This window comes from Pacificibacter marinus, from assembly GCF_018860505.1.
GTDB classification, from domain to species: domain Bacteria; phylum Pseudomonadota; class Alphaproteobacteria; order Rhodobacterales; family Rhodobacteraceae; genus Celeribacter; species Celeribacter marinus_B.
On sequence record NZ_JAHKPU010000032.1, the window covers coordinates 188322 to 209989 of the forward strand.

Annotated in this window: 21 protein-coding genes and 1 tRNA gene; 14 read left to right on the top strand and 8 right to left on the bottom strand. The window is 53.2% G+C overall.

Annotated elements, in window-relative coordinates:
• The first annotated feature begins 185 nt into the window (after window positions 1-185).
• From KO503_RS12670 to rsmA, 6 genes are all read left to right on the top strand, one after another.
• Entirely contained in the window at window positions 186-1355 is a 1170-nt protein-coding gene (locus KO503_RS12670; protein WP_215991912.1) for an LptF/LptG family permease, read from the top strand.
• Window positions 1352-2449, top strand: a complete 1098-nt coding sequence (gene lptG / locus KO503_RS12675) for an LPS export ABC transporter permease LptG (RefSeq protein WP_215991913.1) — start codon at window positions 1352-1354, stop codon at window positions 2447-2449. Before KO503_RS12670 ends, lptG begins: the two co-directional genes overlap by 4 nt.
• Window positions 2446-4659 carry an LPS-assembly protein LptD gene (locus tag KO503_RS18035; RefSeq protein WP_215991914.1) on the top strand — a complete coding sequence of 738 codons (2214 nt, stop codon included), beginning with the start codon at window positions 2446-2448 and terminating at the stop codon, window positions 4657-4659. Before lptG ends, KO503_RS18035 begins: the two co-directional genes overlap by 4 nt.
• A gap of 95 nt (window positions 4660-4754) precedes the next feature.
• Window positions 4755-6002, top strand: a complete 1248-nt coding sequence (locus KO503_RS12685) for a peptidylprolyl isomerase (protein WP_215991915.1) — start codon at window positions 4755-4757, stop codon at window positions 6000-6002.
• Complete coding sequence (pdxA, locus tag KO503_RS12690; protein ID WP_215991916.1) at window positions 5999-6988, top strand: 4-hydroxythreonine-4-phosphate dehydrogenase PdxA; 990 nt, start codon at window positions 5999-6001, stop codon at window positions 6986-6988. The genes KO503_RS12685 and pdxA overlap by 4 nt, the downstream gene beginning before the upstream one ends.
• Window positions 6985-7827: a 16S rRNA (adenine(1518)-N(6)/adenine(1519)-N(6))-dimethyltransferase RsmA gene (gene rsmA, locus KO503_RS12695; RefSeq protein ID WP_215991917.1), complete on the top strand. Its 843-nt coding sequence runs from the start codon at window positions 6985-6987 to the stop codon at window positions 7825-7827. The genes pdxA and rsmA overlap by 4 nt, the downstream gene beginning before the upstream one ends.
• A 269-nt stretch (window positions 7828-8096) precedes the next feature.
• On the opposite strand, the gene KO503_RS12700 is transcribed toward rsmA, so the two are convergent.
• The 7 genes from KO503_RS12700 to KO503_RS12730 form a co-directional block, all read right to left on the bottom strand.
• The gene (locus KO503_RS12700; protein WP_215991918.1) at window positions 8097-8864 is read right to left on the bottom strand and encodes a DUF4167 domain-containing protein; all 768 of its coding nucleotides are present in this window, start codon (window positions 8862-8864) and stop codon (window positions 8097-8099) included.
• A 288-nt stretch (window positions 8865-9152) separates the two neighbouring features.
• A complete protein-coding gene (gene prmC / locus KO503_RS12705) occupies window positions 9153-9998 on the bottom strand; it encodes a peptide chain release factor N(5)-glutamine methyltransferase (RefSeq protein WP_215991919.1) in 846 nt (281 codons plus the stop codon).
• 11 nt (window positions 9999-10009) lie between these two features.
• Entirely contained in the window at window positions 10010-11059 is a 1050-nt protein-coding gene (gene prfA / locus KO503_RS12710) for a peptide chain release factor 1 (protein ID WP_215991920.1), read from the bottom strand.
• A 73-nt stretch (window positions 11060-11132) separates the two neighbouring features.
• Window positions 11133-11561, bottom strand: coding sequence for a DUF1499 domain-containing protein (locus KO503_RS12715; protein WP_215991921.1), 429 nt, complete (start codon window positions 11559-11561; stop codon window positions 11133-11135).
• A gap of 202 nt (window positions 11562-11763) precedes the next feature.
• On the bottom strand, window positions 11764-12357 hold the full coding sequence (locus KO503_RS12720; RefSeq protein ID WP_215991922.1) for an outer membrane protein: 594 nt from the start codon (window positions 12355-12357) through the stop codon (window positions 11764-11766).
• Window positions 12358-12594: 237 nt separating this feature from the next.
• Complete coding sequence (locus KO503_RS12725) at window positions 12595-14418, bottom strand: ABC-F family ATP-binding cassette domain-containing protein (protein ID WP_215991923.1); 1824 nt, start codon at window positions 14416-14418, stop codon at window positions 12595-12597.
• Between the two features lie 114 nt (window positions 14419-14532).
• On the bottom strand, window positions 14533-15285 hold the full coding sequence (locus tag KO503_RS12730; RefSeq protein ID WP_215991924.1) for a GNAT family N-acetyltransferase: 753 nt from the start codon (window positions 15283-15285) through the stop codon (window positions 14533-14535).
• 177 nt (window positions 15286-15462) lie between these two features.
• Here KO503_RS12730 and msrB point away from each other — a divergent pair, with 177 nt between their 5' ends.
• A complete protein-coding gene (msrB, locus tag KO503_RS12735; RefSeq protein WP_215991925.1) occupies window positions 15463-15894 on the top strand; it encodes a peptide-methionine (R)-S-oxide reductase MsrB in 432 nt (143 codons plus the stop codon).
• 76 nt (window positions 15895-15970) lie between these two features.
• Here the strand turns inward: msrB and KO503_RS12740 are convergent, their stop codons facing one another.
• The gene (locus KO503_RS12740; protein ID WP_252731067.1) at window positions 15971-16456 is read right to left on the bottom strand and encodes an outer membrane protein assembly factor BamE; all 486 of its coding nucleotides are present in this window, start codon (window positions 16454-16456) and stop codon (window positions 15971-15973) included.
• 79 nt (window positions 16457-16535) lie between these two features.
• Here KO503_RS12740 and KO503_RS12745 point away from each other — a divergent pair, with 79 nt between their 5' ends.
• The 7 genes from KO503_RS12745 to KO503_RS12775 all read left to right on the top strand — a co-directional run bounded on the left by KO503_RS12745 (window position 16536) and on the right by KO503_RS12775 (window position 21638).
• Window positions 16536-17120: a YceD family protein gene (locus KO503_RS12745; RefSeq protein ID WP_215991926.1), complete on the top strand. Its 585-nt coding sequence runs from the start codon at window positions 16536-16538 to the stop codon at window positions 17118-17120.
• 189 nt (window positions 17121-17309) lie between these two features.
• The gene (rpmF, locus tag KO503_RS12750; protein WP_215991927.1) at window positions 17310-17516 is read left to right on the top strand and encodes a 50S ribosomal protein L32; all 207 of its coding nucleotides are present in this window, start codon (window positions 17310-17312) and stop codon (window positions 17514-17516) included.
• An 82-nt stretch (window positions 17517-17598) separates the two neighbouring features.
• Entirely contained in the window at window positions 17599-18663 is a 1065-nt protein-coding gene (gene plsX / locus KO503_RS12755) for a phosphate acyltransferase PlsX (protein ID WP_215992000.1), read from the top strand.
• A 25-nt stretch (window positions 18664-18688) separates the two neighbouring features.
• Window positions 18689-19663: a beta-ketoacyl-ACP synthase III gene (locus KO503_RS12760; protein ID WP_215991928.1), complete on the top strand. Its 975-nt coding sequence runs from the start codon at window positions 18689-18691 to the stop codon at window positions 19661-19663.
• A gap of 115 nt (window positions 19664-19778) precedes the next feature.
• A complete protein-coding gene (gene ihfA / locus KO503_RS12765; protein WP_215992001.1) occupies window positions 19779-20081 on the top strand; it encodes an integration host factor subunit alpha in 303 nt (100 codons plus the stop codon).
• Window positions 20082-20095: 14 nt separating this feature from the next.
• Window positions 20096-21472, top strand: coding sequence for a MerR family transcriptional regulator (locus KO503_RS12770; protein ID WP_215991929.1), 1377 nt, complete (start codon window positions 20096-20098; stop codon window positions 21470-21472).
• 89 nt (window positions 21473-21561) lie between these two features.
• Window positions 21562-21638, top strand: a tRNA-Pro gene (locus tag KO503_RS12775).
• The last annotated feature ends 30 nt before the right edge of the window (window positions 21639-21668 follow it).

The window sequence follows — 21668 nt, forward strand, 5'->3', positions numbered from 1 at the left end:
ATCTTTGAATAGATATCTTTTGTCTGGCCGCTTCGCGCCCAAACCATTCCTTTTCCCATTAGGTAGCGATCCTTTGCGCGCATTGCCAGAGGAACAAGCGCGGCTTTTTACGCGGCGCTCCGCTTGTCGGCAAAATTATATGAGCGCATTATGGGTTTCGGACAACGCGTTGTGCAGATAAAGTCATGTCACTTAAAGGCGCCTTGGGGAATATTTTGGGTAGATTCGACAAATACTTGCTCCACCAACTCTTGATGTTGTTTGGACTGTTTTCCCTAATCCTTGTCTTGGTATTTTGGGTCAATAAGGCTGTCATTCTTTTGGATCGCCTCATGGGCGACGGACAATCGATTACGACCTTTTTACAAGTGACCACCCTTGGTCTGCCCTCACTCATCTCAGATGTCTTGCCCATCACCGCGTTCATTGCGGCCGTATTCGCGATCAATCGCATGAGTTCGGAATCTGAATTGGTTGTTGTCCAAGCGACCGGTTATAGCCCGTGGCGGCTGGCGCGCCCTGTTTTGGTGTTTGGGATTCTCGTCACCTTGATGGTGGCAAGCCTCACCCACGCCCTTGCGCCACTGGCGCAGCGTGAATTGTCGCTGCGCTCCGCAGAAATTTCACGCGACATCACTGCAAAACTTTTGACCGAAGGCTCTTTTGTGCATCCCATCAAAGGGGTCACATTTTATGTCAGAGAAATTCCCCCCTCGGGCGAATTATTCGATATCTACTTGTCGGATAACCGCACGGACGGTGTCCGCAGAAACTTTTTGGCCCGCCGCGCTTTGATTGTCAAAGAAGACGACGGGCCCGTTTTATTGATGTTTGATGGCGAGTCTCATGAATATGATCGCGTCAGTAAAAAGCTATCCGTCACCACGTTCAAAAGCTTTGCCTATGGGCTTGGCGGCTTTTTAAATACCACCTCCACATCGCAACGCGCTTTGCGTGCGATTTCAACCTATGAAATGATGACATCTCGCAGCGCGGTTCTGACAGAAACAGGTGAAGACCCCGCAGAAATGCGCAAAACAATTCATGACCGAACCGCCAAAGCTTTGCTGTCGATTGTCGCGCCGCTTATAGGATTTGCCGGTTTGATTGTCGGCGGGTTTTCGCGCTTTGGCCTGTGGCGTCAGATTTTTCTGTCCTTTGCATTGTTAATTTTTGTCAAATCAATCGACAGCGTAGGTATTTCAGCCACGCGCCGCGATCCGAATGACTGGCCACAGCTTTATATGGCTGTTGGGGCTGGCTTGCTCATCACGGCTGCCTTGCTATGGTATTCTGCAAATCCAAATGTGTTTCGCAAAAAATTACCCAAAACCAAAGCGGAGACATCGCAATGATTTTGCATCTGTATTTCGCGCGCAAAACGCTAATGGCTTTGGCCACAGTCGCAGGCATTTTATGCACGATCACTTTGATGATTGAAATGATTGAACAGATCAGAATTTTCGGGTCAGCCGAGCTATCGCTTGGCACTTTGTTCTATCTATCCGTGCTGCGCATTCCATTTACACTGTACAAAATTTTTCCGATTGTCATCATCATTTCAACCTTGGTACTGTTCTTAGGTTTGGCCCGCTCGTCAGAATTGGTTGTCACCCGCGCGGCAGGTCGCTCGGCGATGCGCGCCTTAAAAGCGCCTTTGCTTATGACGTTTCTCATCGGCGTTTTGGTCGTTGCGATTTTAAACCCGCTCGCGTCTGCAACTTCACGCGAGTTTGACCGTCTCAAAAGCCAATACCTTGAAGAAAATAGCCAAATATTTTCTGTCTCTGACGAAGGTCTATGGCTGCGCCAAGGCAGTGAAGATGGTCAAATCGTTGTGCGCGCCAGCCAATCAAACTTGGATGGATCGACTTTATTTGACGTCACGTTTTTGGGCTTTTCCAATGATGGCGCGCCTGAGTTTCGGTTAGAAGCTTCCAGCGCGCGCTTGGAACCCGGCGTTTGGAAAATTAAAAACGCAAAACGCTGGCCGTTGAGTGAAGGCGGCAATCCCGAGGCATTGTCTGAAAATTTAGATGAGTTTGACTTACCCACAACCTTAACGCTTGATGAGATTCACGATACATTCAGCACCCCCTCCGCCGTGCCAATTTGGGAAATTCCCAGTTTTATTGACCGCTTAGAGAAAGCTGGCTTTTCGGCGCGGTCCTATAAGATGTGGCTACAATCTGAACTGGCCTTGCCACTGACATTGGTGGCGATGATGCTCATCGGCGCAGGGTTCACGATGCGGCACACCCGTTTTGGCAATACCGCGAGCCTTGTGGTGACAGCATTGCTTTTGGCTTTCGCGTTTTTCTTCCTACGCAATTTTGTCTCTATTTTGGGCGAGAACGGCGAAATCCCTGTCATGCTGGCCGCTTGGGCCCCGCCGATCGCCGTGATTTTGGCCGCATTGGCGCTTTTACTACATTTGGAGGATGGGTGACCGTGACCTTTGTCAATTGCCGCAAAACAACGCAAATGCTGCGCCATGCCGTCACAAACGGGCTATCGGTGCTGGCCCTGACCGGCTCTTGCTTTGTTGCCATGACCACTCCTGCTTTGGCGCAAAATGTGACATCCACACGCCCTGTGGCGCAAGACACAGCGACACAAAATGCTGCACTATTGGCGGACGCTGTGAATTTCACAGGCACGGAACTGATTGCCTCTGGCAATGTCGAAGTCCACTATGGCGATATACGGCTCTCTGCTGAGCGCCTTACATATGATCGCACCACAGGCGCCCTGTTGATCGATGGCCCGATATATCTGTCACAAAATGGCGGCGACACGGTTGTGCTGGCTTCTGCAGCCGAACTCAGTTCCGACTTGCGCAACGGCATTTTGACCTCGGCGCGGTTGGTCATTGATCAACAGTTTCAATTGGCCGCCGCCAGTATGGAGCGCATCGACGGGCGCTACACACGCTTGGCGCGCACGGTGAGTTCCACTTGTAAAATTTGCGAAGGATCATCTGTCCCACTGTGGCAAATTCGTGCATCAGAAGTGATCCACGACAGCGAAGCACGACAGATATATTTCACCGACGCCCAACTTCGTTTGTGGGATGTTCCTGTCTTTTTTCTGCCGAGATTACGCTTGCCAGACCCCACTTTGGAACGTGCAACCGGTTTTTTAGTCCCTGTTTTTAGTGACAGCTCGACCCTTGGAACGGGCCTTGAGATGCCCTATTTTATCACTTTGGGGGATCAACGGGATCTGACCATTTCGCCCTTTATCGCGACCGAGGCTCGCTCTTTGGATCTTCGCTATAGACAGGCTTACAGCAATGGCACGCTCGAAATCAACGGCGCGCTGAGCACGGATGAGACCGACAACGGGCTGCGCGGATATATGTTCGTTGATGGCCAATGGGACGTTGGCAATGATTTACAGTTTGGCATCGATCTACGCGCGACGTCAGACATTTCATACTTGTTGGACTATGACATATATGATGGCGACAGGCTGACATCGCGCATCTGGCTGGAACGGTATGGGGCAGACACGGCCTTCGATGCGCAATTGATTCACATTCGTACCCTGCGCGAGTCAGAAGTTGATATCGAAGACACGCTGCCCTTCTTGATCGGTGATACATCTTACAAACATTACTTTTCGCCTGAAACATTGGGTGGCACGGCTTGGGTGGAGCTATCCTCAAGCGCGTTTTACCGAGAATCTGACACAGATATAGATGGAATGGATGTTCTGCGCACAAGTGCGGAGCTCGGCTGGAAAGACAGTGCCATTTGGGGGCCAGGTATTCGCGTTGACGGGCAAGTCTCAGCCGTCGTGGATGCCTATTCCATTTGGCAAAGCTCCGAATACAACCCTCATGTCGGGCGTATCACACCTGCGGCACTGCTGCGGTTAAGCTATCCCTTGGAGCGTTTCACCAGCACCGGCGCATATCAAATGATTGAACCTATTGTGCAACTGTCGTGGTCGCAAAGCTATGGCGATGATGTGCCAAACTCAGACAGTATTTTGACCGAATTCGATTCTGGAAATTTGCTAGCCTTGTCACAGTTTTCAGGCAGCGACCGACGCGGCCTTGGCGCGCGTGGGGCCATTGGCGCTAAATTTTCGCATCAAGGTCCGGCCTTGTCCTACGGGGTCACTGCCGGACGCATCATCGCCGATGAAAGCGACCCAGATTACACAGCCGTGTCAGGACTGTCAGGTATCACATCGGATCTGTTGGTCGCAGCCTATGCGCAGCTGGACAGTAACCTATACCTAAGCAGCCGCGCCTTATTGGACAGCGATTTGTTCGTTAACAAATGGGAAACACGGCTGGATCTTTTACGCGAACGTTATACGTTGGGTTTGGTGCATTCTTATGTACAGGCCGACGCCGATGAAAACCGTGATACAGATTTGTCAGAACTGAGTTTAGACAGTTCAATCCAATTGAATGGCAATTGGACAGCCAGCCTAGATTACCGATATGACTTTGACCAAACACAAGCCGCCTCAGCAGGTTTAGATCTGGAATATTCCAATGAATGCGCCCGCATAAAACTGGGCATTTCGCGACGTTACACCGATACGGATTCACTTGATCCGACTATAAACTATTCAATTTCAGTCGGTTTTGGCGCCTATGGCAATCAAACAACATCATCACAGGGAACGTGCGGGTTTTAGCGTATAAATTATGCGCTTCAATTGGCCGCTTGGCGCGCAGGCACAAACCGCTTATGAAAGACAAAATGACCCAATTACAAGACGCGAGGGCGGGTATGAAACCGAAGAGCATTCGATCCAAGATCACAGGCATTGTCCATGTAGCATGTCTTTGTGCTGTGCCATTTGGCGGCAGTGTCTTACCCGCTGTTGCGCAAAACCTGTTCGCGCCAGTGGCGCAGGTCAATGACTCTGTTGTGACAGCTTACGAGTTGCAACAACGGGTCCAATTGATGAGTGTTCTCGGTGGCGGCGTGACAGAGAAAGTGGCGCTTGACGCTTTGATCGACGAACGATTGAAGGTCGATGCAGCCAAACGTGCGAATATCAACCCTGATGACAAGGCCATCGCACAGTCTATCAACGACTTTGCCTCCCGTGGGAGCCTTGCGCCGGAACAATTTTTGTCTTTGCTGAACAAAAATGGCGTGTCCAGTCAAACCTTTCGCGATTTCGTCGTGTCCGGTCTGGCGTGGCGCGACTATGCACGCGCACGCTTTGTATCCCGCATCAATGTGAGCGAAGCTGACATCGACCGTGCATTGCGCGACAACGGCCCCTCAGGTGGGTTGCTTGTGTCCATGTCTGAAATTTTCCTGCCTGCACGCACTGATGCAGAACGTGCAACCTCTGAACGTTTGGCAAAACAAATCGCAGCCAATCCATCTATTGCGGCTTTTGCGGCTGCCGCACGTGAATATTCTGTTGCGCCGAGCGGTAAAGACAAATCTGGCCGTATGACCCCCACGCCCCTTGGCAACCTGCCTGGGCCGCTGCGCGCAGCTGCGACCACTTTGAAACCCGGAGAAATCACTGCGCCCCTGTCCACAGGCAATGCCATCGGTATTTTCCAACTGCGCGGGCTGTCCGAAATTGACACCCCTACTCCACGCGCCACAAGCATTGAATACGCAGCCTATTACATCGCAGGCGGGCGTTCCGAGGCGGGCCTGAAAGCGGCAGCAAAACTGCGCGCGCGCGTTGACACCTGCGACGACCTTTACGGTGTTGCAAAAACATTGCCAGAAAGCGTCTTGGACGTCGACAGTTTGCCAATGAACGAGATTCCCAGTGATGTGGCCAAAGAACTCGCGCAGCTCGATCCAGGAGAAAGCTCGGTCGCGTTGACACGCTCTAACGGCGAAACCTTGGTGTTTTTGATGCTCTGTGAACGCAATTTTGAAAAATCCGCGAGTGCAGATCGTGAAACGGTCAAAGCGGGCCTGCAAAGTGCGCGCATTGCAGCCATGGCGGAAAGCCATTTGGCCGAGCTGCGTGCTGATGCCACCATCGTTCGCAAATGACCCAAGTGCCCCCGATTGCCCTCACCTGCGGTGAACCCGCAGGTGTTGGTCCCGAAGTTGCGATCAAAGCCGCACATGTGATGCAAGGGCGTGTGCCTTTTTTTTGGATCGGCGACCCTCGACATTTGCCCGCTGGCACGCCCTTCGCCGAAATTGCGCAGCCCCAAGACACGTTTAACACCCCCAAGGGCATCTTGCCGGTTTTATGCCATGCCTTTGCAGCCCCTGCGGTGCCCGGCGAAGCCAATTTCGCCAATGCCCAAGCGGTGATTGATGTGATTGCACGCGCCGCTCAACTGGTGCAATCGGGTCAAGCCAGCGCCATGTGTACAGCGCCTATTCACAAAAAAATTCTGCAAGACGGGGCTGATTTTGCCTATCCCGGTCACACTGAATATCTGGCAGACCTTGGCAATACAGATCACGTCGTGATGATGTTGGCCTGCCCTGAATTGCGTGTCGTGCCTGCGACCATCCATATCGCGCTTAAAGACGTGCCGACGCAGTTCACCCCCAAAGTTCTAGAAGACACCATCCGCATCACCGCTCATGATTTGGCGCGTCATTGGGGGATCACAGCCCCCCGTATCGCCATCGCAGGGCTGAACCCTCACGCTGGCGAAGGTGGCGCGATGGGCCATGAGGAACTTGATTGGATGACGGCATTGATCTCGCGCCTGCGCGGTGAAGGCTTTGATCTGAAAGGTCCGATGCCGCCTGATACGATGTTCCACGCCCGTGCGCGTGCAGGTTATGACGTGGCCATTTGCGCCTATCACGACCAAGCGCTTATACCGATCAAGACGATCGATTTCGACGGCGGCGTGAACGTCACACTCGGCCTGCCTTTCATTCGGACCTCGCCGGATCACGGCACGGCGATGGATATTGCAGGCCAAGGCATCGCCAACCCCACTTCTCTTATTGCCGCGCTGGATATGGCGTGGGACATGGCTGTACGCTGCGCTCAAGGACCCAAATCATGAAAAGTTTCGATGGGCTTCCGCCCCTGCGCGATGTGCTTCAAGCTCATAATTTGGTGCCAAAAAAGTCTTTAGGGCAAAACTTTTTGCTCGATCTCAATCTCACATCCAAGATCGCGCGCCAAGCCGGTGATCTGACAAAATGTGATGTGCTCGAAGTCGGCCCCGGCCCTGGTGGTCTGACCCGTGGGTTGCTGGCCGAAGGCGCACGTAAAGTTTTGGCCGTTGAAAAAGATAGCCGCGCTATGGGGCCTTTGGCCGAGATTTCAGCCGCCTACCCAGGGCGCTTGGAAGTGATCAACGCCGACGCATTAGAAATCAACCCGCTCGAGCAACTCACCGCGCCCGTGCGTATTGTGTCGAACCTGCCCTATAATGTGGGCACTGAATTGCTGGTGCGCTGGTTGACCCCGCCCGCATGGCCGCCCTACTGGGCGTCGTTAACATTGATGTTTCAACGCGAAGTGGCCAACCGCATTGTCGCAAAGCCGGGCAACAAAACCTACGGACGTCTTGCGATTTTAAGTCAATGGCGCACCAATCCGCGTTTGGTCATGGAGCTGCCGCCAGAGGCCTTTACCCCGCCACCAAAAATACACTCTGCCGTGGTCCATTTTGAAGCGTTGGAAAAACCGCGCTTTGAAGCAGATGCCAAAGTGCTTGAACGTATTGTTGCCGCAGGGTTCAATCAACGTCGCAAAATGCTGCGCGCCTCTTTGAAGGGCGTCAAACCTGACATCGAAGACCACTTGAACGCCGCCGGTATCAAACCCACTGACCGCGCCGAACAGGTGCCGTTGGAAGGCTGGTGTGCTTTGGCACGCGAAATCGCCAAATCTTAAGGCAATTCACCAAGAGTTCGATCCAGTGCCAATTGTCATCGGCGCTGCGATTGTCGGTGCGTCGATTGAAAAATTGAAGCCGAATAAGGCCGACCCGAGGTCGTGCTCAAATTCACCACGTAAAGTCTGCATCCCGCAGCGATGTTGCCGATAGCTGTCATCTGTAAAGCAATACAATAACCATGAAGCAATCTGCCCTCAGTTCAAACATGGCATAAAAAAACCCGCCAAATATGGCGGGTTTCATATCTCAGACAAAGATAGGTCGCTTATTCAGCGGCTTCTCCAGTGGGCTTTGGCGCTTCTTCAGCCTTATCTTTGGCCTGTTTTTCAACCTTAGGCTCGGCAACGGCATCCGCTTTTGGCGCACGTGGGGCGCGCGGTTTACGTGGTGCGCGTGCGCGTTTTGGCTTGGGAGCTTCTTCAGGTGTTTCTACAAGACCAGTGTCTGTGTCTGCCGGTGTCTCGACAACAGCGGCTGTTGCTGGTGCCGAAATGTCAGGCTGATCCCCCTCACCAGGAATAGCAGCAGCGCGAGGGGTCTCTATCGCGTTCGTGTCGTTATGATCTTTACGTGGACGGCGCGCAGGGCGTTCGGAACGCTCAGGGCGATCCCCTTGTTCGGCACGTTCATTTTGATCAGAGCGTTCAGACCGGTCACCACCACGATCGTTACGTTCACCGTTGCGCTCAGCACGCGCGGCACGTTCAAGACGTTCGGCCTCTTGGCGTTCACGGCGTTCTTGTTGTTCGCGTTCTTGTTGTTCGCGCTGCGCCTCAATTTCTTTTTGAGCGGCCCCAAGCAAACGTGTGTAATGCTCAGCGTGTTGCTGAAAGTTTTCAGCGGCAACACGGTCATTGCTCAACTGCGCATCGCGCGCCAATTGATTGTATTTTTCGATGATCTGTTGCGGAGTGCCGCGCACTTTGCCCTCTGGCCCCGAACTGTCATAAGTCCGGTTGACGATATTGGTCGCAGAGCGGTTGTTGTTGCGATTGTTCGGCTTTGACCGCGAACGATTTTTCGAAGATCTCATATGTTTTGACTTTCGCGCCTATTTGCGCCGGATCTTTGGCCCGGCTTGCCTAAAATTTGGCCTATAAACTGGCCCGTAACGCTGCTTAAGCTGCATTGGGTCCGAAGGATCCAAGATGAGCACCAGCAGAGTTTTGGGTGACTGCGAGGGGGAAGAAATCCCATCCTGCGCATGTGTGAGTAAACATGATTGGTATTTTTTTACAAGTCGTTTTGTGTGAAATGACCCTATTTATAGGACAATTGGGGCAATTTCCCCCAACTTAGAGATCAAATCCTAATGTTTTCCTTATAGAATTGAATTTGAGTGAGGGGCCACAGCACACACGATGCGATCGCGACCATCAAGATCAGGCACGATCCGCACCGCTTTGAACCCTTGCGCCAAAAGCATATCGGCGACAGCGGACCCTTGGGTCGGGCCAATTTCTAGCAATATTCGCCCACGAGGCCGCAGATGCGCCAAGGCGCCTGCGGTGATGATGCGGTAAGCTTGCAAACCATCCGCCTCATCCGTCAGGGCCATACGCGGTTCAAACGACAGCTCTGGTGACAGGTCTGGCATTTCATCCAGTGCAATATAAGGCGGGTTAGAGACAATCAGATCGAATAGACCTGTGATGTTTTCAAACCAGTCGGATTGGCTGAACCGCACACGACTGCTTAGACCCAATTGATCGGCATTGCTTTGCGCCACGGCAAGCGCCTTGGCGGATAGATCACTGCCCTGCCCTTTGGCCAAGGGCTGCTCTGCCAATAAACTCAGCACGATCGCGCCAGACCCGACCCCCAAGTCTAATACGGAAGAGAACGGTTTTTTTAAAGCTTCCGCGATCAAAACTTCGGTCTCTGGTCGTGGGTCCAGCACATCAGGGGTGACCGTGAAATCATGGCCATAGAAACTGCGACGCCCTAAAATGTGACTAACAGGTTCGCGCGCACATCGACGCGTGATGCAGGTGTCAAATGCTGTTTGCGCGCCTGTATCCAACGCCTCAGGCGCAACCAAAGTGATCCGGCTGGCATCGATTTGCAAAACATGGGCCATCAAGAGCCGCGCATCGCGCGCAGCCCCATCGAGACCTGCCTCAGTCAAACGCCGCGCAGCCAAAACAAGCGCCTGTTGCACTGTCACTTGCACGAGGTCTATTGACCCATCTCAGCCAAAAGCGTCGCTTGGTGGTCGGAAATCAAGGCATCAATGATTTCGTCCAAATCGCCCCCCATAACCGCGTCCAATTTATAGAGCGTCAGATTGATGCGATGGTCAGACAAACGGCCTTGTGGGAAATTATAGGTGCGAATGCGTTCGGAACGATCACCGGAACCAACCTGAGACTTGCGATCCGCAGAGCGTTCGTCATGAATTTTTTGCCGCTCCATATCGTACAGGCGTGCTTTGAGCACATTCATTGCGATCTCGCGGTTGCGGTGCTGGGATTTTTCAGCTGACACAACGATGATACCTGTGGGCAAGTGGGTGATACGCACAGCGGAATCTGTGGTGTTGACGTGCTGCCCCCCCGCGCCCGAGGCGCGCATGGTATCAATACGAATGTCGTTGGCTTGAATATCGATATCGACATCTTTGGCTTCGGGCAAAACCGCAACTGTGGCCGCAGAGGTATGCACCCGCCCGCCGCTTTCGGTTTCAGGCACCCGTTGCACGCGGTGCACGCCAGATTCGAATTTCATCCGCGCAAAAACACCATCGCCAACCACATTGGCGGTGACCGATTTAACACCGCCCAATTCGCCCTCAGACAGTTCGATGATGTCGAATTTCCATTTCATGTTTTCTGCATAGCGTTGATACATGCGCAACAGGTCGCCTGCGAAAAGCCCCGCTTCATCGCCACCGGTACCTGGGCGAATTTCCAAGATGGCCGAGCCATTGTCAGCGGCATCTTTGGGCAGCAAAGCAATTTGCAGCGCCTCTTCGATGACAGGCAGTTGGGCTTTTAGATCTGGCAACTCAAGCTCGGCCAGCTCTTTCATGTCAGGATCATCCAACATGGCAGTGGCATCTTCGATGTCTTGGATGACCTGAATATAGGCGCGGACTTGATCGACAACCGGGCGCAGCTCGGCATATTCGCGGCCCAAAGCCACGATATCGCCTTCGCCGGTCGACATGGAAGCTTCGATAAACTCAAAGCGCTGGGTGATTTGATGTAGGCGTTCTTCTGGTATCATGGGAAAGGTGTTGCCCGCTCAGGGCCACAGGGTCAAGGGGCCAAGGCCACCTGACCGATAAAATACATAGCGATCACTGTGCCTGCTCGACCTTTGCGCGCCATGCCGTCACGCGTTTGCCATTCACGCCCAGATCGCTTTTGCCAAAGCGCAGCCTTGCAAAAATCGCGACATCAACACTGTCTGCGGTCTCTCGCACAGCAATCGTCGTCACATCGGGGAAACCCCACAGTGCTGTGCGTGTGACAAACGACATACGACCCTCTGAGGGGGAGCCAGCCAAAACAACCGTGCGCGGTGTCGCCAAAGCCGCAGTTTTGTAAGCCTCCAAGGTCGCTATCGCGCCCATTTGAGATGAAAAACGCTGCAACACCCCGCCTTCTTTTGGAGGATCAATTTCAAATGGATCGACATGCCAACGATCTACAACCATGGGCGACAAACGCACATAGGCCAAAGCAGCGAGAAAAACGATGATAAGACAATAGATTACAATTTTCATTTCGAAGTCCTCACAGCGCCAAGGGGCGCAGATTGATGCGCGATGATGATTGTCACGCAAGATCGTCTCATCACACATGAAGTTCTGCATTTGATTTGGCGAGAGCTAAAGTGTCGATCAACGTAAAAATGCAAAACCCCCGACCCAAAAAGGACCGAGGGCCATGTGTTCTTCAGGGTAAGATATTTACCCCACAGTCACTTTAGAAGCGGTAAGCGATTTTGGCGCCCACAGTTGTTGCAGACAGGTCAGAACCGCTGTCGTCAAATTCGTTGAAGTCGTTTTGCAAAACTTCAAAGCCAGCAACAACAGCGTCAGACAAGGCGTAATCCGCACCCAGACCGTAGCTTACGCCTGTGTCGGAATAATCTGTGCCGCCGATGGTCGCGTTGGCGTAGTTTGCGCCAACGATGCCGTAGACAACAACTTTGCCAAGGTCATAACCCGCACGAAATTTCAAACGTGTCATGTCATCAATTTCGGCAGTACCGTTGTCCAAGTCTGTTTTTGCGTACTCAAGTTCGCCGCCCAAAACCCAGTTGCCGAGGTCATAGTTGTAACCACCGAACAGACCGTATGTTGCGTCGTCTGCATCATCGGCAACCTCGTCGCCCCAACCGTAGCCCGCGGACAGACCGCCGTAAAAGCCAGTCCAGTCAGTGCCAGCTGTTTGAACTGGAACGACAGCTACTGCGACAGGTGCTTCCATCGGTGCTGGATCAAGGTTTCCGGCGAATGTAGGGGCCGCCAAAGTGAGGGTTGATGCGGATGCGAGTGCAAATGCGAAACGGTTCATATCTATCTCCTGTATGCCTCTTGAGTGAGGTCATTGTGATCGGCACAGAGCGTCTTGCCCTGTGCGTCTATGGCGGAGAGATAGACTTTATTTTTCAATTGACTAGAGCCAATTTGTTCACAGTCCCGTGAGAATAATTTGATCTACGCAACCCTGCACAGTGGCTTCACACTGGCTGCACATTCGAGCTGTTTCAGAGCAATATGTCGGCCAATTTTAGCGCATCGCAAGCGGATTTCAGCCTGCGTTGCGTTCTTCCAAATCGATCCATTCTGCCTCAGCTGCCTCAAGGGCCGCTTGCCGCTCTGCCAGCACTTCGGTGGCTTTGGCAAATTTGACCGGATGATCCGTGAAAAGCTTTGGATCGGCCATCAGCTCGCCCAGCTTGGCGATCTCTGCTTCGATGCGTTCGATCTCTGCTGGCAACGCCTCTAGGCGGTGCTTCTCAGTGAACGATAGCTTTGATTTCGCGGCAGGCGCAGGTTCAACAGGTTTTGCTGATCCCTTTTGCTTGGACTTCATATTGACCGTCGTGGCCGTTTTCTGTGCTGTGGCTTTACGCTGGCGTTGGTAATCGGTCCAACCGCCCGGATAGACAGTCGCCAGCCCGTCACCTTCCATGGCGATGGTTTGCGTGGCGACACGGTCGATGAAATCACGATCGTGCGACACCAGCAAAACAGTGCCAGAAAACTCAGTCAAAAGTTCTTGCAGCAAATCCAGTGTTTCGATGTCCAAATCATTGGTCGGCTCATCGAGCACCAATAGGTTAGACGGTTTCGCCATGATTTTTGCCAAAAGCAACCGCGCCTTTTCGCCGCCAGACAGCGCAGATACGGGCGCACGCGCTTGGGAATCGGAAAACAGGAATTCCTTCAGGTAGCCAACAACATGTTTTGGATGGCCCCGCACCATGATTTGATCAGCTCGACCAGAGACGGTCAGGTTTTTCTCAGACAGTAAGGCTTCCCACAGGGTCAAATCCTCGCGGATATTGCTGCGGGTTTGGTCAAAAATCGCCACATCCAACTTGGTGCCCAGTTTGATCTCGCCCGCGTCGGGTTCAATTTCACCTGTCAGCATTTTCAACAAGGTGGTTTTGCCAACACCGTTCGGCCCGACGAAGGCGATACGATCCCCACGGCCGATCTTGATGTCAAAATTGCTGAGAATTTGTTTGTCGCCAAAGGATTTTGACACGCCGATGGCCTCGACCACGCGTTTGCCCGACACTTCGGAGACCTCCAGATCCATAGCCGCCGTACCTTGGCGATTGATCTGTGCCGATTTTTCAGCCCGCAAATCTTGCAAGGCACGCACGCGACCTTGGTTGCGTGTGCGCCGCGCAGAGATTCCTTCGACAGCCCAACGGGCCTCGGCCTTGATCTTGCGGTTCAACTTATGGCGCTGCTCGTCTTCTTCTTCCCACAGCTTATCACGCCATGCTTCAAAGGCGGCAAAGCCTTCTTCTTGGCGGCGCACTTGACCGCGATCCACCCAAAGCGTCGCCTTGGTCAAACGGTTCAAAAACGCCCTATCGTGTGAAATGATCACGTAAGCCGTGCGGGTGGTTTTCAATTCTTCTTCGAGCCATGCGATGGCTTGAACGTCCAAGTGGTTGGTCGGTTCGTCCAGCAACATCAATTCAGGTGCTTCTGCCAGCAATTTGGCCAAAGCCGCACGACGGCGTTCGCCCCCTGATGCGGTCGCGATCAAGCCTTCTGGATTGAACTTCAACCCTTCGGCGACCATGTCGACCTTATAGCTTTCCATTGGATCAAGCTGAGAGGCGGCAAATTCACCTAAAGTGGTGAAGCCATCCATCTTAGGCTCTTGTTCCATGTAGCCCACCGTGGTGCCAGGCCCAAGGACGCGGGTGCCTTTGTCGGCCTCCATCAGTCCGGCCATGACTTTCATCAAGGTGGATTTCCCCGATCCGTTTCGCCCCACTAAAGCGACACGGTCGCCTTGTTGAACCACAAGATCAAGATTGTCGAATACCGGATCGCCGCCGAATGTCAGGGAAATACCGGAAAGTTGAAGTAAGGGTGCTCTAGCCATGGCAATCCGCTACTGCGCTTGCTGGCAAAGGTCAACTGGGATTGCGCGGCTGACCTGTTTTAGCCTGCCGCTTTAAACAATGGCATCAGTTCGCCACAGTGGAAACACTCGCCATCATCCCGCAACAGCGCGCAGCAGTTTTTTGCGCGCAGGTGGAATCGCACTGATTTCCACACCCGTGAACACATGCATGGTGCCAAGATCGCGATCCACCACAGCGTGATCAGACACCCAGCCGCCCATCATCAAATAGGTCTTCAACAGCGGCGGCATCGCCAAAGCGGCGCGTTTCGCGTTGGGTTTGCGTCGCAAGCGCGCGGCAAATTTAAACACATTGGGCGCTTTGACATGGGGTAAAAGGCCTTTTGGTCCCAAATGACGGTGTTTGAGCATCGCCAAAGCATCGGCATGCACCGCCCAATCAGTGCCATGAAACGACGAACACCCAAACAGCATATCCACGGCGTTATCATCGACATAGGTGGTCATAGCCCCCCAAGCGACGCGCAAAATATCGGCATCGCGCCATTCAGGATGCACACAAAAACGCCCCATCTCGACCATCCGGCCCTTGTAAGTGGCAAGCTTATCCAAACCATAATACTGCGCGGAATAGCTTTTGCCGATATCGCCACCGTCTTTGAGGTCCAAAAACCGAAAACAGCAGACAAGCTGGCCAGATTTGCGGTCTTCAATCAAAACATGGTGGCACAACGCGTCAAAATCATCCGCGTCCAATCCGTCTTCGCGCAACTGCGCGCCTGCCTCGGACACGAACGCCATGTACCGCAAGCGCTGAGCGGCTGCGATGTCTTCTCGGTCATTGGCGATGCGGACAGTGTACCGTGATTTGCGCAAATTCAACATGGGTCGGCCTTTTTGTATAATCCGCATGTCGCGGTATGATTTAACTATGGGTGTCTTAAGAGTAGCCTACAAGGTATGACAAAAGTTTGACGCCATGTGATATCCCTACGCGCTGGTGGTTTTGGCAAAAGATACTAAGTTTAAAGCAACACGCACACTTATTATTCAGGAGACCTCATGTCCGACACACCACTCGACACCCCAAAGGTCAACAAATCTGACGCCGAATGGAAACAGGTTTTAGACCCCGACGCCTACCGTGTCACCCGCGAACAGGGCACAGAGCGCGCGTATTCACACCCCGGATTTCCAAAAGAGCCAGGTACATTTCATTGTGTGTGTTGCGGGGCAGAACTGTTCACCCAAGACACAAAATATGAAAGTCACTGCGGTTGGCCAGCCTTTTACGCTGCAAAAGACGATGCGCCTGTCGGCGAAACGCATGACACCAGCCACGGGATGATCCGCACAGAGGTGCATTGCGACGATTGTGGTGCACATTTGGGACATGTTTTTCCAGATGGCCCCAAACCTACAGGGCGCCGCTACTGTATCAATGGTGTGGCGCTGCTGTTCGAACCCAGTGACAACGCAAGCCAAGACGATTGAACGGAAACATCACGGCTAAAACGAAAAACGGCGGCCTGTTCGGGCCGCCGCTTTCATATCAAAACGCTGAAACCTGTTATTGAAGCAGCTGATCCGCAGAGACACGCCCCAAATTGCTGAACAGCTGGCTCAAGAACGTTGTGCCCTGCACATTCGAGGTCGTCACACGACGCGACAAAGCAATCACGCGCCCGTTTTCCAAGCCAAAACGTTCCACATTTGTCACAACACCGCGATCGTTGAATGAAATAGCTAAGACTTGGCGATCAATTTCTTTTGGCTCGAATGCGCCTAGATGTTGAAATTTGGAGCGCACATAGTACCAGCCCGAATCCTCTAATATGCCCTCAGCCTGCGGCGTACCAACCACTTCGCGTACGGTTTCTTTTGTATCGCGTCCCACAACGATTTCGGCCAACGTGTCGTCAGACGGCATATAGCCATGATGGCGAAACTGTGAGACACAAGCACTTAATGCGCAAACCCCCACAAGCATCAAAGCGCCCTTTGCCATGCGGCCAATCCATGATGTCGTCCGGTCGATCTTGGTCATTTTGAGCATAAGCCCCTCTTGCGTTGTGCCGTCTTGCCTTTTAATCGGCTTATACGACCACCGCGCGACGATCAAGGAGAACGCATCCATGTCTAAAGATGGTACGAAAATCAGCCTAAACACTTGGGGCGCATCTATTCGCCTCTCCGATCTGTCTAGCACACGGGAGCACAGCTTCACCTTGGTGCCAGACGCGGCGCAATTAAAGGCCTTGCGCGACGACCTTGGTCTGCTTGGTCTTAAAAAACTGCGATTTGAAGGCAGCTTTGCCCCAGCTTCCAAACGCGACTGGCATCTCAAAGCCAAACTCGGCGCCACCGCATCGCAGGCCTGCGTGGCCACACTTGAACCTGTGACCACCCGCGTCGATGTTTTTGTAGAGCGGCTTTATACCGCTGACTTCAATGATCCTGCTTTGGCCACCGCCGAAAACGAATCTGAGATCGAAGTGCCCGAAGATGACACTGTTGAGCCGATTCCCGTATCGCTCTCATTGCGAGATGTCGCCTCTGAAGCCTTGGCCTTGGCTTTGCCTGATTATCCCCGCGCACCCGATGCAGAGCTGTCAGAGACCCAATTTACACAAGAAGGCAGTGATGCAATGACAGATGAAGACACAAAACCTTTCGCTTCATTGAAAAGCCTACGTGACAAGCTGGAAAAAGGCGACTAAGACGGGCCATCAATTCGCAGCAAACAAAGGCCTTGCAACATACGCATTTCTCAGTATGTTCCCGGCCTCAATTGCATGTTGGGGTTCGACCGTTTTGCATCACGCAAAATGATGCCGGATTGCCGATTAATTCAGGGGCGACGCCCCACAGTTCGGGGCGCTTGCCCCCATAAATTCGAGGTTGTGCCAATGGCAGTCCCAAAGAGTAAGATTACACGTTCACGCGGCGGCCAACGTCGTTCACATGATTCATTGGTTGCAGGCAACCCAGCAGAATGCCCAAACTGTGGCGAGCTGAAACGCCCGCACCACGTTTGTGGCGCATGTGGTCACTACGCTGATCGTGAAGTTGTCGCGCAAGCAGACGACATCGATTACGACGAAGACGCTGCATAAGCGCGATCAATAGAGTATCAGCATGAGTGCACAGAACCCCACCGAGGCCCCTTCGGCTACACCCGAAGATGCGGATAAGGTCATGGGGCGTCTGGGCGCTCTCGCTGGCACTCAGGTCACTTTATCTATCGACGCTATGGGCGGAGATCGTGGACCGGCAGCCATTGTTGCCGGTATTTCGCGTTCTGCATCTAAAAATGACAGCGTGAACTTCATCATTCATGGTGATGCGGCTGTGCTGAAAAAACTCGTCAAAAAACACAAACGTCTTGAGGGTCGCGTCGAAATACGTGATGTGCAAGGCGTTGTTTCTATGGACGAAAAGCCATCGCAGGCCATGCGTCGGTCTGACACATCTATGCGCTCTGCCATTGATGCGGTCAAAAATGGCGAAGCACAGGCTATCGTGTCTTGTGGCAACACAGGCGCGTTGATGGCGACATCAATGATCCGCCTGCGCAAGATCGAGGGCGTCAACCGCCCCGCGATTGCCTGTCTGTGGCCGTCACGCAACCCGCAAGGGTTCAACGTGATGCTGGATGTTGGTGCAGACATCCGTGCTGATGCACGCGATCTGCTGCAATACGCAATGATGGGCGCCTCTTATGCGCGCAATGGCCTTGGGTTGGAAAACCCGCGGATCGGCTTGCTGAACGTCGGCACAGAAGACCACAAAGGCCGCGCAGAACTCAAAGACGCGCAAGAGTTGATCTTAAAGGCGGCAGGCATTGGCGGGTTCCAATATGAGGGTTTCGTTGAAGGCGGCGATATTCCAGGCGACCGCGTTGACGTCATTGTCACCGATGGTTTCACCGGCAATATCGCTTTGAAAACTGGCGAAGGCACCGCGAAACTTGTTGGCGATTTCCTTAAAGAAGCGTTCAAGGCCACGCCCTTGTCGCGCATCGCCGCCCTGCTCGCTTTGACCTCTTTGCGTCGCCTGCAAAAACGAATCGATCCCCGCCGTGTGAATGGTGGTGTTTTTCTTGGTTTACGCGGAACTGTCGTGAAATCGCATGGGTCTGCAGATGCTACGGGCGTCTCAGCCGCGATTAAACTGGCCTATGAATTGGCAGCATCTGGCTTTTCTGACCGCTTGGCAGCGCGGGTTGCATCCGCCGCAGCCGCAGCGCAAACTGACCAATAACAAATAACAAATGTGAGCAGACGCTATGACCGTTCGGGCAGTTATCAAAGGTGTAGGCCATTATCTTCCCGAGCGTGTGGTGCCAAATTCGGAATTTGAGGCAACCCTAGACACCTCGGATGAATGGATTCGCACCCGCTCAGGCATCGAGCGTCGCCACTTTGCCGCCGAGGGCGAAACCACGTCACAATTGGGCGCCCATGCGGCCCGCGCGGCCCTCAATGATGCAGGTTTAGAGGCGGATGACATCGATACGATCATCGTCGCCACCTCAACCCCAGACCTCACCTTCCCGTCTGTGGGCACGATGATCCAAAAAGAGCTGGGCATGACCAAAGGCTTTGCCTTTGATGTGCAGGCGGTTTGCGCTGGGTTCGTCTACGCCCTGTCCAACGCCAACGCGCAAATTGTATCAGGTCAAGCCAAACGCATTTTAGTGATCGGGGCTGAAACCTTTAGCCGCATCATGGATTGGACAGATCGGTCCACCTGCGTCTTGTTCGGCGATGGCGCTGGCGCGCTTGTACTTGAGGCGCAAGAGGGCACTGGCACCTCCGAGGATCGTGGCATTCTCTCTGTAGATCTGAATTCTGACGGCAATTATCGCGACATGCTTTACGTTGATGGCGGCGTGTCCACCACGGGCGAGTCAGGTAAATTGCGTATGCAGGGCAATGCTTTATTTCGCCAAGCGGTCTCGAAACTCGCCTCTACCGCTGAAACGGCTATGGACAAAGCCGGTATAATAGCCGCCGACATCGATTGGGTTGTGCCGCACCAAGCCAATATTCGTATCATCGAAGGCACCGCCAAAAAGCTGGGCCTATCCATGGATAAAATCGTTGTCACAGTGCAAGACCATGGCAATACGTCTGCGGCGTCCATTCCTTTGGCTATGTCAGTCGGAAAAGCGCGCGGTCAAATCAAGCAAGGCGACATCTGCGTGGCAGAGGCCATCGGTGGCGGTCTTGCATGGGGCGCTGTCGTTCTACGCTGGTAAGAACCGCCATTCACGCAATGCGCTATTTTGCACCTGAACGGTGCTGCCCAAGTCATTGATATTGACGGATGCTTTGCGACCTGCCACTGTTATTTCAAATCAACCTTGGGGGACAATTATGAGCAAGACTTTGACACGTATGGACCTAAGCGAATCCGTTTTTCGTGAAGTGGGCCTCAGCCGCAATGAATCTGCACAGCTTGTTGAAAGCGTGTTGCAGCATATGTCAGACGCCCTCGTTAAAGGGGAAACAGTTAAAATTTCATCCTTTGGCACCTTTTCGGTTCGGGCCAAATCTGCCCGTGTTGGCCGCAATCCCAAAACCGGTGATGAAGCGCCCATTCCAGCGCGTCGCGTGATGACCTTTCGCCCATCCCACCTCATGAAAGACCGTGTCGCAGACGGCAACAAAAGCTAAGGCACTGTTGTTAAATGAATAAATCGCCCGACGCTTTTCGTACGATCAGCGAAGTTGCCGATTGGCTCGGTACGCCCGCGCATGTTTTGCGTTTCTGGGAAAGTCGCTTTTCACAAGTCAAACCCGTCAAACGCGCAGGCGGACGCCGGTATTACCGCCCGTCCGACATGGTGCTTCTCGGTGGCATTAAAAAGCTTCTTCACGACGATGGTATGACCATTCGCGGCGTTCAAAAACTGCTGCGCGAACATGGTGTGCGTTATGTTGCGTCGATGTCTCCACAAATCGATGGTGTTGATCCCGTTGCGCCGTTGCGCGAATCTATAGGCCCTGTGCCCGCAGCCCCAATGGCCGAAAACGTGCCAACCGGCGCATTTGATCAGGTACCAGAGACGCCAGAAGAAAGAATTATTCCGTTCTCCAGACCGGATGTTCCTGCACAATCGGCCCCCAAAGCGCCATCTTCTGCTGCACCGCTTGAAGCCTCAGTTGAAGCGACACCAATCAAAGCAGAACGTCCCACGCTTGACGATGAGACCGCGCAGGATGTACCGACTGCTGCCCCTGCACAGGTCACCTTTGATTTCGGATTTGAAACAGAATCTGATGCAGTCGAAGCACCTGTGGCGGCCCCACTTATCGACGACGCAGCTTTCGAAACGGCATTGCAAGAGGCCTTGTCAAACCCTGACACTGCCCCAGACACGAATGATGACGAAGAAGAAGACGGCGCTGAAGAAACAGCTCCCATCCCAACCGTCGGATCAGAGACAGAGAACTTAGAACCTGCGCAAGATCACGTCGCACATATCATAAGCCCGTTCGAAACTGACACGGTTGTACCTGAGCCGATGATCGGATCTGCCCCTGAGGGAGAAGACCAGCCTGCACCAGCAGCGGAGTACACCACTGATGACGTGGATACGGCCCGTGATGTCGCGGAAAATAACCTGTCATCAGAGACTTTTGCCGATATCCCCGCAGCCACTGATTTTGAGGTAGATCCAACAGAAACGATTGTTCCAAATATCGAAGATGTTGCGGCTGTTGAGCCAGTCAATGATGACGTTGTGATCACTGCGACAGGCACTCACGTTGATGATGCTGATGCGCCGCTTGCCCCTTCTGACCTGCCAGAGCCTCAGGACAAGGCAGCATATGAAGACGCATCCCTTGAGCCGATTGCCGACACTCCGCAAGATCACGTCCAACCTATTGCAATGGAAACGATTCCTGATGATTTAGAGGATGACGCCTTGGGGCTTAACCTGCCCGATGGCGTCGTTGGGCGCCTCAACAAAGACGCATTGCAAATGGCCGATGCAAAGCATGTTCAAGCTATTTTTGACCGCGCGATGGCACTCAAAATCAAACTCTCGCAAGCTGGATAGGCCTTTGCGACAAAATTCAACAAGTGCGGCATGTAAATGGTCATTTCGCGCTTGCCCCGCCTGACAAAATCCTTAGAAAGGCGACAGTTCGGGCTATAGCGCAGCCTGGTAGCGCGTCCGTCTGGGGGACGGAAGGTCGCAGGTTCGAGTCCTGCTAGCCCGACCACTAAACCCCACAAAAATGCCCGCTTGCGAC

Bases quoted from the DNA above. Each gene is read 5' to 3' on its own strand.
- KO503_RS12670 (WP_215991912.1), top strand. From the start codon at position 186: ATGTCACTTAAAGGCGCCTTGGGGAATATTTTGGGTAGATTCGACAAA.
- lptG (WP_215991913.1), top strand. From the start codon at position 1,352: ATGATTTTGCATCTGTATTTCGCGCGCAAAACGCTAATGGCTTTGGCC.
- KO503_RS12685 (WP_215991915.1), top strand. From the start codon at position 4,755: ATGAAACCGAAGAGCATTCGATCCAAGATCACAGGCATTGTCCATGTA.
- pdxA (WP_215991916.1), top strand. From the start codon at position 5,999: ATGACCCAAGTGCCCCCGATTGCCCTCACCTGCGGTGAACCCGCAGGT.
- rsmA (WP_215991917.1), top strand. From the start codon at position 6,985: ATGAAAAGTTTCGATGGGCTTCCGCCCCTGCGCGATGTGCTTCAAGCT.
- KO503_RS12700 (WP_215991918.1), bottom strand. From the start codon at position 8,864: ATGAGATCTTCGAAAAATCGTTCGCGGTCAAAGCCGAACAATCGCAAC.
- prfA (WP_215991920.1), bottom strand. From the start codon at position 11,059: ATGATACCAGAAGAACGCCTACATCAAATCACCCAGCGCTTTGAGTTT.
- KO503_RS12715 (WP_215991921.1), bottom strand. From the start codon at position 11,561: ATGAAAATTGTAATCTATTGTCTTATCATCGTTTTTCTCGCTGCTTTG.
- KO503_RS12720 (WP_215991922.1), bottom strand. From the start codon at position 12,357: ATGAACCGTTTCGCATTTGCACTCGCATCCGCATCAACCCTCACTTTG.
- KO503_RS12725 (WP_215991923.1), bottom strand. From the start codon at position 14,418: ATGGCTAGAGCACCCTTACTTCAACTTTCCGGTATTTCCCTGACATTC.
- KO503_RS12730 (WP_215991924.1), bottom strand. From the start codon at position 15,285: ATGTTGAATTTGCGCAAATCACGGTACACTGTCCGCATCGCCAATGAC.
- msrB (WP_215991925.1), top strand. From the start codon at position 15,463: ATGTCCGACACACCACTCGACACCCCAAAGGTCAACAAATCTGACGCC.
- KO503_RS12740 (WP_252731067.1), bottom strand. From the start codon at position 16,456: ATGCTCAAAATGACCAAGATCGACCGGACGACATCATGGATTGGCCGC.
- KO503_RS12745 (WP_215991926.1), top strand. From the start codon at position 16,536: ATGTCTAAAGATGGTACGAAAATCAGCCTAAACACTTGGGGCGCATCT.
- rpmF (WP_215991927.1), top strand. From the start codon at position 17,310: ATGGCAGTCCCAAAGAGTAAGATTACACGTTCACGCGGCGGCCAACGT.
- plsX (WP_215992000.1), top strand. From the start codon at position 17,599: ATGGGGCGTCTGGGCGCTCTCGCTGGCACTCAGGTCACTTTATCTATC.
- KO503_RS12760 (WP_215991928.1), top strand. From the start codon at position 18,689: ATGACCGTTCGGGCAGTTATCAAAGGTGTAGGCCATTATCTTCCCGAG.
- KO503_RS12770 (WP_215991929.1), top strand. From the start codon at position 20,096: ATGAATAAATCGCCCGACGCTTTTCGTACGATCAGCGAAGTTGCCGAT.